The organism is Bacillus sp. JK62 (assembly GCF_053663455.1).
The window spans coordinates 708642-727417 of the sequence record NZ_JBSJQA010000006.1 but is presented as its reverse complement, the minus strand read 5'-3'; the positions used below and the strand labels follow the sequence as shown (position 1 = coordinate 727417).

General features: G+C 43.2%; 5 protein-coding genes. All 5 read left to right on the top strand.

The window, feature by feature from the left end:
- Positions 1–455: ketoacyl-synthetase C-terminal extension domain-containing protein (locus tag ACWJJ4_RS16815; protein ID WP_454021819.1), on the top strand; the 455-nt coding region annotated here is incomplete at its 5' end.
- A 23-nt stretch (positions 456–478) separates the two neighbouring features.
- On the top strand, positions 479–6181 hold the full coding sequence (locus tag ACWJJ4_RS16810; RefSeq protein WP_454021818.1) for a type I polyketide synthase: 5703 nt from the start codon (positions 479–481) through the stop codon (positions 6179–6181).
- Entirely contained in the window at positions 6181–13560 is a 7380-nt protein-coding gene (locus ACWJJ4_RS16805) for an SDR family NAD(P)-dependent oxidoreductase (RefSeq protein WP_454021817.1), read from the top strand. Before ACWJJ4_RS16810 ends, ACWJJ4_RS16805 begins: the two co-directional genes overlap by 1 nt.
- 50 nt (positions 13561–13610) lie before the next feature.
- A complete protein-coding gene (locus tag ACWJJ4_RS16800) occupies positions 13611–17462 on the top strand; it encodes an alpha/beta fold hydrolase (RefSeq protein ID WP_454021816.1) in 3852 nt (1283 codons plus the stop codon).
- 32 nt (positions 17463–17494) lie between these two features.
- Entirely contained in the window at positions 17495–18586 is a 1092-nt protein-coding gene (locus tag ACWJJ4_RS16795; protein ID WP_229154040.1) for a serine hydrolase domain-containing protein, read from the top strand.
- Positions 18587–18776: the final 190 nt, after the last annotated feature.

Sequence of the window (18776 nt, the reverse complement as noted above, 5' to 3'; positions counted from 1 at the left end):
TGTTCCGGGAGGTTACGGAAGAAACGCAATTTTGCGGAGTAGGCAGCGTAAAAACGAATTTCGGACATTTAATGAGCGCAGCGGGGATAGCGAGTATTATAAAGGTTGCCTTATCCATAAAAAATCAGATGCTCCCGCCGACATTACATTGTAAAACGCCAAATCCGCGTTTTAAATTTGATCAGTCGCCATTCTTTCCGAACACGTCTTTAAAAGAATGGCGTCCCAGAAAAGGGGTTTTGAGAGCCGGAATCAGTTCTTTTGGATTCGGGGGCACGAACGCACATATGATATTGAGCGACAGCCATCTCACATTAGGATATGGAGAGACAAAAAGACACCCGCTTTCTCCGGTTATATTCAATAAGGAACAATGCTGGATCGACAATGGAGAAACTCCAGAAAAGGAAGAGTCAGAATTGCTGATTCCTTTACTTGATTTCAAAGAATTATAAAGAAAAGAAAAGGAATGAGACAGGTGGCCAGTAATCAAAACTATCAGTTCACATTAACAATTAAACATACGGACTATATTGTCAGGGATCACCGAGTGCATGGCACCCGGATTATACCCGGTGTCACATTTTTAGATATGATATACCGTATGGCGCTGAGTAAAGGTTTGCCTATTGAAGAACTCGAGTGTCAGAATATTTTGTATTTGGAACCTGTAGCAACATCGGATACCTTTGACAGAGAAATCCGCATCCGTTTTCAGGGATTGGAACAGGGATGGGAAATCCAGGCGAAGAGCAGAAAGGTAAAAGATGACCGCATTCTGGATGAAAGCTGGGATGAGAATATGAACTGCAGGCTCATGCAGAAATTCCCGGAAAGCATGAGTTCAATTCATATCGATGAAATCAAACATGCCTCCGTCCGTGAAGCCGATATGGAGATATGTTATGACTATTTAAAAAAGGTTGATATAGAGCATTTTGAATTTATGAAGAGTCTGGGGAAGGTTTATGCGTCTGATCATTCTGTACTTGCAGAGTTGTCGCTCAGCCAAATTGCCAAACAATATACCGGCTATTTTCAATTACATCCCACTTTTCTTGATGCGTCTACCATCATATCGATCCTTTATCAGGCATGCCCCGAATATTTTACACAAGGATCTCCGGCAAGCCGGATGAAAACGTATATTCCCATTCATATTGAATCTTTCCGTATGACGAAGCGCCTGGAAGACAGGTGTTATGTGTACATAGAGAAGCAAGACCAACATCATGATTCAGGGGATGTCATCCAAGTCAGTTACGGTTTGTACGATGCACACGGGGAGATGATCGCTTATTTTACGCGGCTGTCTGTGAAACATATTCGCTCAAAAGATTTAATTGAAAACCTGAAGCAGACTCGTTTGGAAACTGAAGCGGCTTCTCAGCCAAAAGACGGCCTGATCAGAAAAGATTCCATCATAGATCGAAGCGAAAGCATTGAGACACACCTTAAAGAATTAATATCCGGGGTTTCAAATCTAGATCTGCGTGACATAAGGACAGACATTGGTTTTTATGAACAAGGCCTGGATTCCGCTTCTTTGCTTGCCATTGTCAAAGAACTTGAAAACAAAACAGGGGAACAGCTGTATCCTACACTCCTGTTTGAGCAGAAAACGATCCGGGAACTCGCCGCGTATATTAAAGAAAATAAAAAAATGTCCGATTATTTCTTAACGCAAAATCAACCGGCTGAACTGCCTGACATGAAAGAAAGTAAGAACGAAAATCTTTCCGCTCTTATAACAGAAGGAGACATTCAGCAGCTGATCGCAGACATCAAAGGGACTGCCCCTGAAACACTCTCTGTGGTAAAAGGTTTTTATGAACAAGGCCTGGATTCCGTAACACTTATGCAAGCCGTAAAAGCATTGGAAGAGAAAACAGGCAGGGAACTGTACCCTACTTTATTGTTTGAGTATCCGACGATTCAAAAACTTGCAAATTATTTTGCGGAGAGCGGCGAAAAGACTTCCGTTGACAAAGACCTCCCTCTTCATCATGGAGAGAATCATACGGCTCTGACCTATTTAACGCCGTATTGGAGACAAAAGGCTGCCGCTTGGGACCCGCATTGCGGAAATAAAAAGAAAAGAACATGTCTGCTGTTTCAATATAACAGAGAGCTTTTTCATTTTATGCGGGAAAATGGATTCGAAAATACACAGATCATTCTCGTTTTATCAGGGAATCGTTTCTCCTATCACGGAGACGGTGTTTATGAGATAGACCACAGGGAGGAAGCTCACTTTGACAGGCTTGCAGCTGATCTGAAAAAAAGGGGGCAAATGCCCGACACTGTGGTGTACGGGTGGCCGGAAGGATCATTTGCCGGCCCGGAAAAAATAAGTGAACAGCTTTCTAAAGGGGCTTACCCGCTATTCTTTTTCAGCCGGGCATTGATGCGCAGCAAGGCGGAAAAAAAGGTTGTATCGCTTTTCCTTTATCCGGCGGATCATAAAAATGATCAGCCGCTTTACGCTTCAGTCCATGGCGCAGGGCAGTCTATTTTGCTTGAGAACCCGAAACTGGCCCTTAAGACAATCGGGATATCAGTTTCAGACATGTCATCGTTGCCGGCTCTTACAGCTGAAATCATCAGATGCGAATCAACTGAAGCGCATCCGGGAGAAACCGATCTTTATTATGAAGGAAATGTGCGCTGGGTCCGTGCCTTACGGGAAGCAGAACCGGCACAAAACTCAAGTTTCTCCTTTAAAGAAAACGGAGTATACATGATTACAGGAGGGGCCGGCGGCTTAGGCCTTATATTTGCAGAACATATCGCAGTGCAAACGAAAGCCAATATTATTTTAGCGGGCCGTTCTGAACTGACGGAAGACAAAAAGAACAAAATCAGCCGAATGAAAGCAGGCGGTTCTTCGGTTCAATATATAAGAGGAGATTTTTCAGATAGCCGCGATGCAGAGCGAATCATAAAAACCATTAAAAGGCAATTCGGAGAAATCAACGGTGTGATACACAGTGCCGGTGTGACGCACGACGCTTTATTGATTCAAAAATCAAAAGATGAAATTCAGGAAGTGATCGCTCCGAAAATAAATGGGACGGTCTTATTGGACAGCTTGCTGCAAACCGAACCTTTGGACTTCTTTGTGATGTTTTCATCAAGCAGCTCGATGTACGGGAATATCGGACAGACGGATTACGCCCTGGCCAATAGGTTCATCGATCTTTTCGCTGAGTGGCGTGAAGGAATGAGGCGGAAAAAAGAACGCTCCGGCGTCTCAGTAGCCATCGGCTGGCCCCTATGGGAAGACGGCGGCATGAAAGTGGATAAACAAACTGAAAAATGGATGAAACAAAAAATCGGTATGGTTCCTCTTAGTAAAACCAATGGGATCAAAGCTTTTCAAGATTCACTCTCTCTGAACGCATCACAGCTGATCGTGTTTGAAGGTGACAAAGAAAAATTGGAATCTGCACTTCAAGATACCTTCATAGAGGATGAAAGCCGTGAGATCCAAATAAATGAAACGGCTGATATAAGGCATCAAGACATTGCCATTATCGGATTAAGCGGAAAGTATCCGATGGCTGAAGACTTACCTGAATTTTGGGAGAATTTAAAGAGCGGAAAAGATTGTATTACAGAAATCCCGCCTGACCGCTGGAATATGGATGATTTCTTCAGCGAAGACAGAGATATGAAAGGGAAGTCTTACAGCAAGTGGGGAGGTTTTATCAGCGGTGCCGATCAATTTGATCCGCTTTTCTTTCATATTTCCCCACGGGAAGCAGAACTTATGGATCCCCAGGAAAGGCTCTTTTTAGAAACGGCCAAAAATTGTTTTGAAGACTCAGGGTACCCGAGAAACATGCTGGAAAAGATGAAAGTCGGTGTATTTGTCGGTGCCATGTGGGGCCAATATCAACTATTTGAAGGAGAAGAAAACGGAGTGGCTTTCTCGCCGGCTTCCGTCTATTCTTCAATTGCCAATCGGGTGTCTTATTACTTTCATTTAAAAGGTCCGAGTTTGGCTCTGGATACAATGTGCTCTTCATCACTGACCTCTATTCATTACGCATGCCAAAGCATACATTGCGGAGAGAGCGATATGGCATTAGCCGGCGGAGTGAATTTGTCAATACATCCGAATAAATATAAGTTCCTCAGCATGGGACAGTTTCTATCAAGTGACGGCAGATGCCGGAGTTTTGGAAAAGACGGAAGCGGTTATGTTCCCGGTGAGGGAGTCGGAGCTGTATTGTTAAAACCATTGAAAAACGCAATAGAAGATCAAGATCAAATATACGGTGTGATTAAGGGAAGCGCCGTTAACCACGGAGGAAAGACGAGCGGGTATTCCATACCGAATCCGGATGCACAGGCGGAGGTCATTTCAGAAGCGCTTCGTAAAGCTGACATTGATCCGAACACCGTCAATTATATTGAAGCGCATGGAACAGGGACGTCATTAGGCGATCCGATTGAAATTCAAGGACTGAAAGATTCCTATCAATTGAACCATCCTTGCGCCATCGGTTCGGTGAAATCAAATATCGGACATTTAGAATCTGCGGCAGGAATCGCTGCGGTAACGAAAGTGCTTCTCCAAATGAAGAATAAGCAGCTTGTTCCCTCTCTGCATTCCGATATTGTTAATCCGTTTATAGATTTTGATCAGGTTCCTTTTCAAGTGCAGCGGAAAGCGGCTGAATGGAATATTCCGCAAAACAGCCATGCTGTTCATCCTTTAAGAGCCGGGGTAAGCGCTTTTGGGGCAGGAGGGACAAACGCGCATCTTATATTGGAAGCGTATGAGCCGCCAAAAGCTTTTGATCATCAAAGCGGCCGAGTGATCTTTGTTTTATCGGCTCAAGACAAACAACGGCTGATAAAATATGCGAAGGTTATGGCTGATTTTCTATCAGAAAATGAATCGAAGGATAACAATCATAAACTGCGTCTTCAGGATATTGCCTATACACTTCAGACGGGACGCGATCATATGGAAGAACGGCTGGCGATAGTGGCAGATTCCGGGCAGGTCATTGCTGAAGAGCTTTCAGCTTATACCAGGGGTGAAAAAAGCAGCTTAAGCTATACCGGTAATACATTCGAATCAGAAGTTCACAATGAAATGCCTCACGTTTGTTCAGATTACGCCGAAGCAGCATCCAAATGGGTAAACGGAAGAAAGATAGATTGGGAGACTTTTGAGGTGAATCGGAATGCCCGCAGGATTTCTATTCCGGGACAACCGCTGATCAAACAGCGGTATTGGATAGCGGAAAAAGGGGAAGCACTTGTTTCAGCGGATGTGAGTAAGACGGGTCACCCTTTCTTGGGGAGTAACACGTCCGATTTTAATCAGTTCAGTTTCACGAAAAAAATCAGCCGTAATCATCCGTTCGCACTAAGTCTGTCTGAAGGAAACGTGTCCTTTTTCCCTTATGCATCTTTGGCTGAAATGGCTATCGTCAATGCAGCGGCGGCATTTGGACAACCAGTTCAAACATTGACCGATTTATTGTGGACCGAAAGCATGAACGGAATGACAGATATACGGGAACTGATGATTACGCTGACGCCTGAGCGTGACTTTGCGCGGTTTGACATATATGCAAACACAAAAAATGAGAATAAAGTACGTCTTGCCAAGGGAAATGCGCATATGGTTAAGCCTGAAAGCGGTATGCTTCCTGAAGCGCTTGATATTGCTGAAGTCAAATCAGAAATGACTGAACATCCGGCTGAAGCGCCTTTTGTCATTGAATCAGCGAAAAACAGTTACGGAATGCTGTCGCTTCATTCAATGCCGGATGAGCTTTATGCAAAAAGAGAAAATTTTACGATTTCTCCTGAAGCGCTTGAGTCCGCGATTCAAGCCAGTGCGTTTTTTGTCAGCGGAGAAACCTTCCCGGAATTGATCGGAATGGGAGCGGCGGATGTCTATCAGCCTCTCGCTCAAAATTTTTACGTTTATACTCAAAAAGTGAACCGGCAGAACAGCCGTGATGTAACGTGTCATATGACATTTACAGATGGAAACGGAAGCATTCTGGCGGAGTGCAGAGATGTGAGATTCAGATATGGTCATGAAAAAGACACTGTTCAGACGGACGATGAACTCATTCGTCTCCTGCGTCAATTGGAAACCAATGATATTGATCAGAAGGCTGTATTGAAACAATTAATGGGGGAAGAATGATGAACGGAAAACGTGAACAAATCAGCGATATTCTTGATCTGATTCAAACAGGACAAATGTCGGCTGACGAAGGCTATGCCCGTGTGACATCCATTCAGAATCAAAAATCACGGGCATCGAACCATCCTCTTTTATATTACAAGCCGGAATGGACAGAATCGTTCATTCCGAGTACGAAGAGCGTACCCTTGACGGGATTGCTCCTGATTTTTGCAGAAAATGAACGGCAAATACAAGAATTGAGCGGTTTGTTTAAGGACTGCACTCTCTTGTTTGTCATCCGCGGAGAAGAATTTGCTGTTTTACATGATGATACGATTTGTATGAACCACGTGAAAAAAGACGATTATCTAAAGCTGTTCCGGTACATTCATGATCATTATCAGCCGCCCGAAAAGATTCTTCACTTGTGGTCTGATTCTCAGGCTGACATGAGTAAGGGAGGTATACAGAAACAATTGGAAAACGGATTGTTTTCTCTTCTGTATATTACACAGACGCTGATTGAATTAAAATGGAAAAAGATAATAAAACTGACGCATATTTTTCAAACTCAGAATAAAGAACAACTGCCGCTGCATCATGCTCTCGGCGGATTGGTGAAAACCGTTCACCAGGAACACCCCAATTTTCACTATCAGATTATCAATATCACTCAATCAGAGGGTGCGGGAGCCGCTCTTCCAGCAATAGCTGATATATATCAGAGAGAGTGTGACGAAAAACGGGATATCCATTTTGAAGTGCGCTATGAAAACGGCAGACGTTTTACGAAAAGCTATAATAAAGCCGGCTCATTCGATTTAACCCAGCCGCTGAAACATCATGGGAATTATCTGATTACAGGAGGCCTGGGCGGTCTCGGTTATATACTGGCAAAACATCTGTCGGAAAAATGGAAAGCGAATCTCATATTGACAGGGCGCTCTGATTTAACTGAAGAGCAGAAAAAAAAGATCGAATATTTAAGAAGCTCAGGTTCAACAATTGAATACATCCGATCTGATGTTTCAAAACAAAGTGATGCTGAACGGATGTTTGCTTTTGCAAAAGAGCAGTTCGGCATCTTACATGGAGTATTTCACAGTGCCGGCGTACTCCGTGACTCTTTTATCTTAAGAAAGACAAAAGAAGAAATCGATCAAGTCACAGGTTCGAAAGTTTATGGCACGCTCTGGCTGGCGGAAGAAATCAAAAAAATGAAAGTTGAATTACTTGTCTTGTTTTCATCTACATCGGCAGTCTTCGGCTCAGCCGGCCAATGTGACTATGCTTTCGCCAATGCCTTTTTGGATCAGTATGCAGCAGTTATGACCGCAAAAGAGTCTGCCGAAAGGGTGGTGTCAGTCAATTGGCCGCTATGGACTTCCGGCGGGATGAATATTGACGATGAAGGAATATCCTACATGAAACAGGAACTCGGCCTTGACCCGCTAGATGACGGTGACGGAATACAGGCTCTGGAGAACAGCTTGTGTCAATCATCTGAACAGCTGATTGCCCTGAAAGGCCGAAAAGAAAAGATTGAGGATGTGCTGAAGCGTGCCGGCACAATCAGCTTACATTCAGACCAGCAGGAAGATGCCGATTTGCAAAGCGATGAATTAAGACAAAATATCATCAGTTATCTAAAAAATATAATGTCAGAGGAATTGAAATTACCGGCCTCACTCATAGATGAAAAACAATACCTGGAGAAATACGGCATTGATTCAGTGATGATCATGCGTCTGACCAAAAAGCTGGAGCAAAGTATCGGCAGATTGTCGAAAACATTATTTTTTGAATATCATTCAATATCGCAGTTAGCCGAATATTTCCTGAGTCATCACAGCGAACGAATGATGAAACTGCTGAACCCGGCCGGCAGATCTGAACTTGTTTCATATCAAAAAAAGCAAAAAAGAAAACCAGTGGAAACAAAAGCGCCGGCACGCTCTGAAGGAGAAGATTCAAAAGAGCACATTGCGGCCGATCCCCTTTCTGCTGATATAGCCATTATCGGTGTCAGCGGCAGATACCCGGGTGCGGAAAACATCAGGGAGTTCCAGAATGTGCTGATGAATGGACGGGATTGCGTAAGCGAAATTCCTGATGACCGGAAGGAAATGCTCGAGGGAAGCTGCTATAAGTGGGGAGGTTTTCTGAAAAATCCAGACCGGTTTGATCCTTTATTTTTCCGGATATCACCGAAAGAAGCGGCTTTTCTTGATCCTCAGGAACGTCTCTTTTTAGAGACAGTGTACAATACCATAGAGGATGCGGGTTATAAACCTTCAGATCTGACCCGCAAAAAGGTCGGAGTATTTGCAGGCGTCACATATGGAAGCTATCAATTTTTCGGCGTTGAAGAATCACTTAAAGGAAATGAACTGGCCGTCGGGTCTCCATTTTCTGCAATAGCAAACAGAATATCGTATTTCTTTAATTTTAAGGGGCCGAGTATGGCGGTGGATACAATGTGTTCATCCTCTCTTAACGCCATTCACTTAGCCTGTGAAAGTATACGAAGAGGAGAGAGCACACTTGCTGTTGCGGGCGGAGTCAATCTTACACTTCATCCGAATAAATATACATTATTAAATCAAAGCCGCTTCTTTGCAAGTGATGGCCGATGCCGTACATTCGGCGAGGGCGGTGACGGTTATGTACCGGGAGAAGGAGTGGGCTCCGTACTTTTAAAGCCGGCGGCGGAAGCGGTAAGGGACGGAGATCATATTTATGCGCTGATTAAAGCGACAGCGGTCAATCACGGAGGGAGAACAAACGGTTTTACGGTTCCTAATCCGAATGGTCAGTCTGAACTGATACAGGACGCGCTTCAGAAAGCTTGTATTGACCCTCGTACAATTAGTTATATTGAAGCTCACGGAACGGGAACTGCTCTGGGAGACCCGATTGAGATCACCGGATTAACAAAAGCGTTTCGGGAATTTACGGAGCACACTCAATATTGTTCAATTGGTTCTGTCAAATCAAATATCGGCCATCTTGAGGCCGCAGCGGGAATTGCCGGTTTGACAAAGGTTCTTTTGCAAATGAAATTGAAAAAACTGTTTCCTTCCATACATGCGGAGACTTTGAATCCAAATATTGATTTTAAAGCATCTCCCTTTTATGTACAGCGGTCATTGCAAGACTGGAAGAAACCGAAACTGCAGGAAAACGGAAAAACAGTAACTGTTCCGAGAAGAGCGGGAATCAGCTCATTCGGAGCCGGGGGAACGAATGTTCATATTATTATAGAAGAATATGAAGAAACAAACGTCTCAACAGAACATGTTGAGAACGAACCGCATATTGTCCTGTTATCTGCCAAAGACAACGAACGTCTTCTTGAGTATGCCGAAAACATGAAAGATTTTATTCAGCGTTCACTAAGTCCTGGAGTAAAGGATAAACAGCCTGATATGAAAGAAAAGGTGAATGAAGTACTCAAACCGTTTGTTTCGGAATTGCTTCATATCCATCCGGAAGAAATTAATATTTCTGATCACCTGAGTGAATTTGGCGTAGGGCCTTTGGAATTAAGCCGGATGGCGGATTTTATTAACGAAATGTTTCATATTGAACTCACGATGTATGAATTAACGGATTGCCCCTCTATTCAAGCGGTTACTGAATACTTACTGAAGGAATATGCCGGAGCGATAAGAGACATGTTCCCGAATGAAGTGATGGAAGGCGGCCAATCGGAAAGCGTCGTTTTACGGGATCTGGCATACACTACACAATCGGGCAGAGAAGCGATGGAGGCCAGAGCGGCGATTACCGGTACCTCTCTTAAAGAAATGAAAGATAAATTATCTGAGTTTTGCCGCGGGGACAAGCAAGTTCCAGGCGTATATGTTAATCAGCAATCAGATGCATTTGCTGAAAAAATGAAGGCGTTAACGGAAGGCAGAGCAGGTGAATTGTTTGTAAAAACCATTATTGAGAACGGTGAAGCGGAAAAGCTGGCTCAATTATGGGTTTGGGGGGCGGATATCGACTGGAAATCCGTTCATCAACATTTACAGCAGCCGGGTAAACGGATCTCAATTCCGACTTATCCGTTTGCAAAAGAACGTTATTGGGTTCCGTTCAGGACTGAGAGGGCAGAGATCCCTCAGCATTCTTTTCAACATCACTTGCAAAAAAAATGGAGGGAGAATCCGTTTGTAAATCCTTCCGAAACAAAAGAGTACGGACTGACAGTTGTATTTGTGAATCAAGACACAGAATCAATTGCCCGCACCATTTGTTCGGATATAGATCAGGAGAATCTGATTGTCATAAAACATCACTCTTCATTTATAAAACACTCTGATCAAATGTTTGAGTGTTCTTTATTAGATGAAAACCACGCATACGACGTTATCTGTGAGGTCTTTTCGGGCGGTGAGCGGCAGGTCGAAAATATATTTGATTTCTCAGATATCGGAAACCAGAGTGAAAATCAGAACGGCATCCCATATGGTAAATTCTTATTTATACAAGAAATAATTAAGCGGAGTAAAAAGGAAACACCATTATCCATTTTACAACTAACCAATGGCTTGCAGGTATTTAAAGCGGAAAAACCAAAGCTGACGGGTGCAGAATCAGCTGCTTTTCTGAAAGCCCTTTCTGCGGAATACGGCTTTGTTCATGTGAAAACAATAGATATAGACAGCATGAAAGAAACGCATAAGCTGAAACAAATCTTTGAGATTGAAAGGGCGCAATGTACCGGAGAGAATGAAGTATGCTACCGCAGCGGCGTCAGGTATGTTCCGTATTTTGAAGAAGAAAGAATCCATACCGGCGGGCCGGTTTCATTTCCTGCGGATAAAGCCATCGTCATTACCGGCGGGACAGGGGGCATTGGCAGAGCAATAGCTGAAGATTTGGTGAAACGGGGAGTGAAAAAACTCGTGCTGACGGGTACGCGTCCATTACCTTTGCGAAGTGAATGGGATCATTTGCTGAAAGAGGGCAGACAGGACGAAAAGACAGTCAGCAATATAAAACTGTTTCAAAGTTTTGAAGAGAAAGGTGTCGACTATCTGTATTACAGCGGTTCTCTCACAAATGAAGAGAAGCTTCGTTCATTCTTTCACCAAGTAAGCCTTGAATTTAAAGATATTAGCGGTGTCATACACTGTGCAGGACTGCACAGCGGCGGAAATCCGGCCTTTATTCATAAAAGAATGAGTGAATTTAAGACGGTGTACGGGCCGAAAGTCACTGGACTTCAGAATTTGGAGCGGATTTTTAATAATAGGCCGCTGGATTTCTTTATTCTGTTTTCATCAATTGCAGCACAGTCACCCAAACTGTCGAAAGGAATGACTGATTACGCGTCTGCAAACGCATATATGGACTATTTCGCGGCTTATCATTTTCAAAAGAGGAGAACGTATTTCACGTCCATCAATTGGCCGAGCTGGAAAGAAGTCGGAATGGGGACTGTGACGAGTCCTTTATATGATGAATTGGGATTGGACTCTCTTTCCACGCGGGAAGGACTGGCGATTTTGTATCATGCACTGGAGAAAAAATCGGCCAATATCATTCCTATCGTGAAAAAAGGAACAGTGTTTCATGCAGATAGTCTCCTGAACATCAATAAAACCGGCAAGGCTTCATTTCCGGCCCGAAGACAGGAGACTCCCGGCACTTTTGATCGTTCAGAAGGGCTTGTCAGTGAACTTTCTGCCGTATTTGCCGAGGAATTGAGCATACCCCTTGAAAAGCTTAACCCAAATACGGATTTTCAGGAATACGGTGTGGATTCTATACTTCTTGTCAGCATTATACATCGTATAGAAGCAATGATTCAGAAAAAAATCGACCCTACTGTGCTTCTTGAACACAACACGATTCTTGGTCTTGCGGAATATATCGGTAAGACGGCGCCGCCGTTGAAAAAACAAATCGAACAGACTGATTCTCAAAGCAGTAATCAGCATGATATACAGTCTGTGACGAGCCGAAATACAGAACCGCAGACGGCTTCCTCTGCAAAGATAGCTGTTATCGGAATCGGATGTAAGTTTCCGGGCGCGGCTGATAAAGAGGAATTTTGGGACAATCTGAGAAAAGGGAAGAACCATATTAAAGAAGTACCTGATTCCCGGTGGAATATAGAAGAAAATTACTCTCCGGTGCAGCAAAAGGGAAAAAGCATCAGCAAATGGGGAGGATTTATCAATGGAATCGGCAGCTTCGATCCGGAGTATTTCCGTATGGAAGAGGAGAAAGCCATCCAAACGGATCCGCTGATAAGACATTTCTTAGAAACGAGTGTACAGACTGTACGGGATGCCGGTTATGAAGAAACAGAATTATCGGGAAAAAAAGTCGGCGTATTTGTCGGTTCCAGAATGGCCGGCTACGGTCACAAACTGCCGAAAGAAAGCAGCAGCCACATCGTCGGGCTTAGTCAAAACTTTATTGCTTCACATGTGTCGCATTTCTTTAATTTTCACGGTCCAAGCATGGTGTCTGATACCGCTTGTTCTTCTTCATTAGTCAGCATTCATTTAGCCTGCCAAAGCATAAAAAACGGTGATTCAGAAATGGCGCTGGCAGGAGGGGCGGATCTGCTTTTGGATGAAATTCCTTACCTGATGTTAACAGAAGGAGGAGCTCTTTCGCCGGACGGCCAGTGTTTTACTTTTGATGAAAGGGCAAACGGCTTTGTACCCGGAGAGGGTTTTGGCGCTGTTCTGTTAAAACCGCTGGAGAAAGCAAAAGCTGACGGAGATCGGATATACGGTATCATTGAAGCATCAGCTATTAATAACGACGGTGCGACAATGGGAATTACGACTCCGAATCCTAAGCTTCAAGAGCAGGTTATTCAAGATGCATTTGAAAAAGCCGATATCACTCCCGGATCAGTCAGCTACGTCGAAACTCACGGCACAGGCACGATGATTGGAGATCCGATTGAGCTTCAGGCTCTGACAAAAGTATTCCGAAGAGACACAAACAAAACGCAATTTTGCGGAGTAGGAAGTGTAAAAACCAATATCGGACACTTATTAAGCGCCGCCGGAGCGGCAAGTTTCATTAAAGTGATTTTATCAATATGGCATAAGGAAATTCCGCCTACATTGAATTGTGAAACGCCAAATCCCCGCTTTGAATTTGAAAAGTCGCCTTTTTATCCGAATACAGAACTGAGAAGCTGGAAGGATGGAAAACGGAGGGCGGGCATCAGCGCTTTCGGTTTTGGCGGAACAAACGCCCACCTTTTGGTAAGCGGCCTGGATGATTCATATCATTCCGTCAGAACTCCGCTGCCGCCTGCCGAGTTTGTCAGAAAAGAGTACTGGCCGGATTCAAATCGGAAAAAACAAATCAAACAGAATAAAAAACGGCTTCTTGAAATTATTGATGAAACAGAGTAGCACCTGCTCTGTTTCTTTACTTTGTAAAAGAAGAAAGGTTGTCGAGTTGCATGAGGTTCAGCGTATTAGTCAAACATGACGATTATATTGTTTCAGACCATGTCCTTCATCAAGTGCGTACGATACCCGGCGTAACGTATCTGGATTTAATAACACGATTTTTAGCTGATAAAGGGATATCACCCCGAAGTTTTGAAATCAAACATGTTTTATTCCGTGAACCTGTTGCCACGTCAGTCCATTTTGATAAGAAAGTCACCTTCCAGTTTACGGAACAAGAAAACGGCTGGCTTGTTGAAACAACAAGCAGGAAATGGGTCGCTGAAAAGGCGGAAGGTGAAGCGTCAGTCAACTTGCAGGCGGAAATCATAAGAAAAAATGCGATAAACGAAAAGACAATTTCAATCGAAGCATTAAAGAAAGGGGCCGTCCGGACTTCGGATGCTGAAGCCGCCTATCGTAATTTGCGCAGGGGCGGCCTGATTCATAAAGATTTTATGAAATTGGAAGGTACGGTATATGAAGGTGAAAATTATATTCTGGGAGAGGTCAGTTTAAGCGGACTTTCAAAAGAATATACAGATGACTTTTACATGCATCCCGCATTTTTGGATGGATCTCTCAGCCTGTTGGGAATCCTTACATCAGACTTGCCGGATGAAGGAACAAATGCGTTTATCCCTATATATATTGAGACATTCCGGGCACTGCATAAAACAACCGGGTCTTGTTTTGTGTATATTGATAAAAACAGTATAACGCAGCCGCCTTCTAAAGACATTTTATATGCGGACATAGAAGTATACAGGCCTGATGGAGAGCTTGCTTTTTATTATGAGCGATTCGGTGTGAAAAGAGTCAGAAATGAAAAATCAATACAAAGGCTGGAGCATTCCCAAAAAGCTAAAGAGGTCGGCAGCGTAACGAACAATAAAGAAATGATCAGAAATAATTTGATCCAAGAGATAGCCGGCATGATTGAAAAGCCTGCTGAAACGGTGAAGAATGATATTTCCTTTTACGAGATGGGCTTGGATTCTAAACAGTTATTAGACTTATCCAAAAAATTAGAACTGATGTTAGGTTCAAAGCTGTACCCGACTTTATTATTTGATTACTCCACAATCGGTGAATTGACGGAATATCTGCAGGAGAAATACGGAGCTCGCGTTACAGACTCTATCTCTGATACAGTTCAGCACCAAGACAGTCAAAAAACATTAACAGATGAGCTGTCATCCATTATTGGAGATGTTACAAACACGCCGCCAAATAAAGCGGACAAACATCAATCTTTTTACGAACTGGGTCTTGACTCAAAACAGCTGCTGCATATATCGAAAATGCTCGAGGAAAGATTAGATACACAACTGTATCCGACATTGCTTTTTGATTATAACAATATTCATGATTTAGCGGCTTATTTAGAAGAAAAATATGCTGTGCGTAATACGCCGGCCGCAGCTTTTAAAGAAAAAACGCAAACGAAAGAGCCGTCTGAAAAGCCGGTGCTTGAATCTTTATATTTACAAAAAGAATGGATAGAATCGCCATTAAAATCCGGAGAAGTGCCTAAGGAAAATACATTGATTTTCGATTTCGACAGTTCATTGAGTGATGAAATCCGAAAGTACATCGGCAGTGAAAATGTTATTTATGCGGAAGCCGCTGCTGAATATGAAATGGTAAATGAAAAGCATTATAAATTTAATCCGGAGCAGTCTGCTCATTACACCAGACTGTTAGATGATATGAAAAAGTCCGGAGCGTTTCCGGCGTCAATCATTCATTACCTGTCAAAAAAAGCTTATACTGAGGCAGCGTTAGATTTGACTCACAGCTTTTATTCAATCCTTTATTTAAGCAAAGCGTTGATCCGTCAAAAAATAAAAGATAACATCAACCTTTTGTACGTACATGACAAGGATCAATATACAAATCCGGTTTACGCCGCGATTGGAGGCTTTTTTAAAACGCTGAATGCGGAGCAGCCGAATATAAAGTGTAAAACGGTTGAGATTTCTTCAAGACAGACCATTGAAAAAGCACCTTTGCTTCTCAATGAATTAAGTGCCGGACATCATGAGACTGTGAAATATGACGGCGATCAAAAAAGGCGGGTGACAGCATACAAAGATGCTTCGCTGCAACCAGGGCAAAAGGCCGCAAAGTTTGTAAAAAACGGAGTGTATCTCATCATCGGAGGGTTAAGCGGCATCGGCTGGATTATTTCAGCGTTTATTTATGCAAATCACGGAGCCAGCGTTATCATTGCCGGGCGATCGAAAATGACAGCAGAAATGGAAGAAAAATTAGACAGCATCCGATATGACGGGGCAAGCATTTCTTACATCCAGGCTGACATGTCAGATAAACAGCAGGTCATCAAGTTAGCGGAAAAAATTCATGCTGATTATTCCGAAATCAACGGGGTCATTTACAGTGCAGGCGTGTTGAAAGACTCTTTCATTATGAATAAAACAGACGCGGAAGCCCAGGCGGTGCTGCAATCAAAGGTCAATGGTGTGATTCATTTGGATGAAGCGCTCAGAAATATGCCTTTAGACTTTTTTGTTTTGTTTTCTTCCATCTCATCAGAAATCGGAAGTCTGGGTCAAGCCGATTACGCCTACGCCAATCGTTTTCTGGAGCATTTTGCCGAGTGGAGGGAATGTATGAAAAAGGAGGGGGGGAGATCAGGAAAAACCATCGCTGTAAATTGGCCTTTCTGGAAGGACGGAGGCATGTCAGTTGATCCCGGCATTCAAGACATTATGAAAACCGAGTACGGACTTCACCCATTAGAAAATACTGCCGGAATCAAAGCTTTTGAACACTCGCTTCTCGGCCAAGGCCACCAGCTGATCGTGTTATACGGAGAAAAAGAAAAAATACAAAATGATTTCAATCCGTTATCCGCCCGTTCAGCACCGCCTCTAGTAAGAGATTCAGCGATTGCAGCCGATTTTGATGCTTCGTCAATCGTTACGGAAGAAGCTGAAAGTCCATTCCGAATACTCGGCACAGCTTCCAATCGTCATCTCGACGATTATTTGCATTATTGGAGCAGACTGAAGAAAGGAGCCCTTCAGCACGATCAAAGCGATGCCGCAAAAAAACTCATCGCTTTTTACCAGACAGAAGAAACGGAAACGGTTCATTTTCTGGCAAACACAGAAAATGCCCGGCATATGGAAATATTGATGAGCGGTAAGGGTGAAACAATTTTACTGATTTGCGGTTTTGCTACCACTGCTTACATGTGGAAAGAACAAATGAAGGAGTGGGCAGACCAATTTAATGTAATTGTCATCCACACACCGGGTTACGGGCTGAGTGAGGGGAGCGCCGATTTTACACTTAGCGGGCTGGCTCAGACTTTTATCGAAGTGCTGAACGAGATAGGGGTTGCTTGGCCGATCCACATTGCGGCAGCTTCTTGGGGAGGCATGATAGGGCAGAGGATAGCCTATGAATACCCTGAAAAAGTAAAAACACTCATTCTTTCCGGAAGTTACACCGAATACGAAGAAGACCCTGAAAGCAGTGTTGAGGAAAAACTGAAAAATGATTTTATAGCTATAGGAAAATCGCATGAATATGAAAGTTTATACAGGAATCAATTCTTAAATGCTTCTATTGAACGTTTTATGAAGATACATCAACAAGAAGGCTATTCTACGATCGGCTTTTTAAAAGACATTCATACAAGAACGCTTATCCTTACGGGTGAGAAGGAAAGCGTAGTTGATCAGAAAGAAACAAAAAGGCTGCAGAAACTGCTGAGCAATGCAGAATTAAAGAAAATTAAGGGAGCGGGGCATCTTCCGAACTTCACACATCCGGAAGAATTTAATAAAGCGGTGTCAGAATTCATCAAGAAATCAGTAAGTAAGGGATGAAAACGATACATACAGTACAGGGGGAGAAAACAATGAAACAAACAATAAGCAATCCGGCATTTGATATGAAACAAATTAACGCTCTTAACAGCCATTATCAGACGATGATAGACAATGGAGATCTGCAATGTGCGAGTTATATGATGTCAAGAGGAGGCGAGGTTTTTGCAGCTGAGTCGTTAGGGGAATTTACCGGCGGACAAAAAGAAAAGCAAACATTTCAGCTTGATACAATCAGAGAAATCGGTTCTTTGACAAAAGTGTTTACCGCTGTAGCCGTCATGCAGCTCGTCGAAAAAGGTCTGCTCGATCTGAAAATGCCGGTCAAGCTCATTTTGCCTGCGTTTGATAAACCGGGTTTCGGAGACATTAAAATTTTACACCTTTTGACTCATACGGCGGGATTAAGTTTTGAGCTGGATATTCAAAAGGCTGAAGGCATTGACTTAACGAATGAGGAAGAATGGATAAACTATCTGATCAATACGCCTTTAGAGTACGGAGTGGATGAAGCATGGAACTATTCCAGAACCGGCTTTGTTATACTTGGCATCATTATTTCCAAAGTAACAGGCGTGTCCTACGAACAGTATGTAACAAAGCATATTATTGAAGCGCTCGGATTAGAAAGAACGTTTTTTTATGTGCCTGATGCTTTAAAAGAAGAAGTTTGTGTGATCAATGAGCACGAGTGCGTACAGCTGGAAAAAAGTCATCACCCGTATTTTCCGAATAAAGCGACAAGCGGTCTGTACTCTTCGCTGGAAGATATTTGGAAGTTAGCTGAAATGTTTAGAAATAAAGGCAGATTGAAAGATAAGAAGCTGCTTGGAAGAAAAACAGTCGAGGCCATGCTGAGAAATCAAATAAAGCCCGGTCTTCCATTTTACTTCTTCGGAGCGCCCAGAGAGGAGGGCGGCTTTGGTTTAGGCATTAATTTGTGGCCGGCCGGTGACCATTATTTCATGACAGAAGGCACCTTCTCACATCTTGGAATGGGTTGGTGCGGCATGTTTTCTGATCCAGCCGAAGATTTTACGTATGTATTTTTCACTCCGATTTCCGAGTTTCATCCTCATGCCGTGCTGACGCCGCTGAATATCGTGTGGGCGGGTATTGAATAATTAGACAAAAGCATCGTCCCGCCTGTCCGGCAGGCGGAACGATTGCTAACTGCCCGTTTTTATCCCGCGGCATCTTCTCAAAGCCCGCCCTCGAAGTTAAATAACTTAATTTACTCTTTGTAATTTTTTTTAATTATAGTACAGTAGAGCCTTTTTATAATACAGTTTAAAGTCTTTTATAGTACAGTTT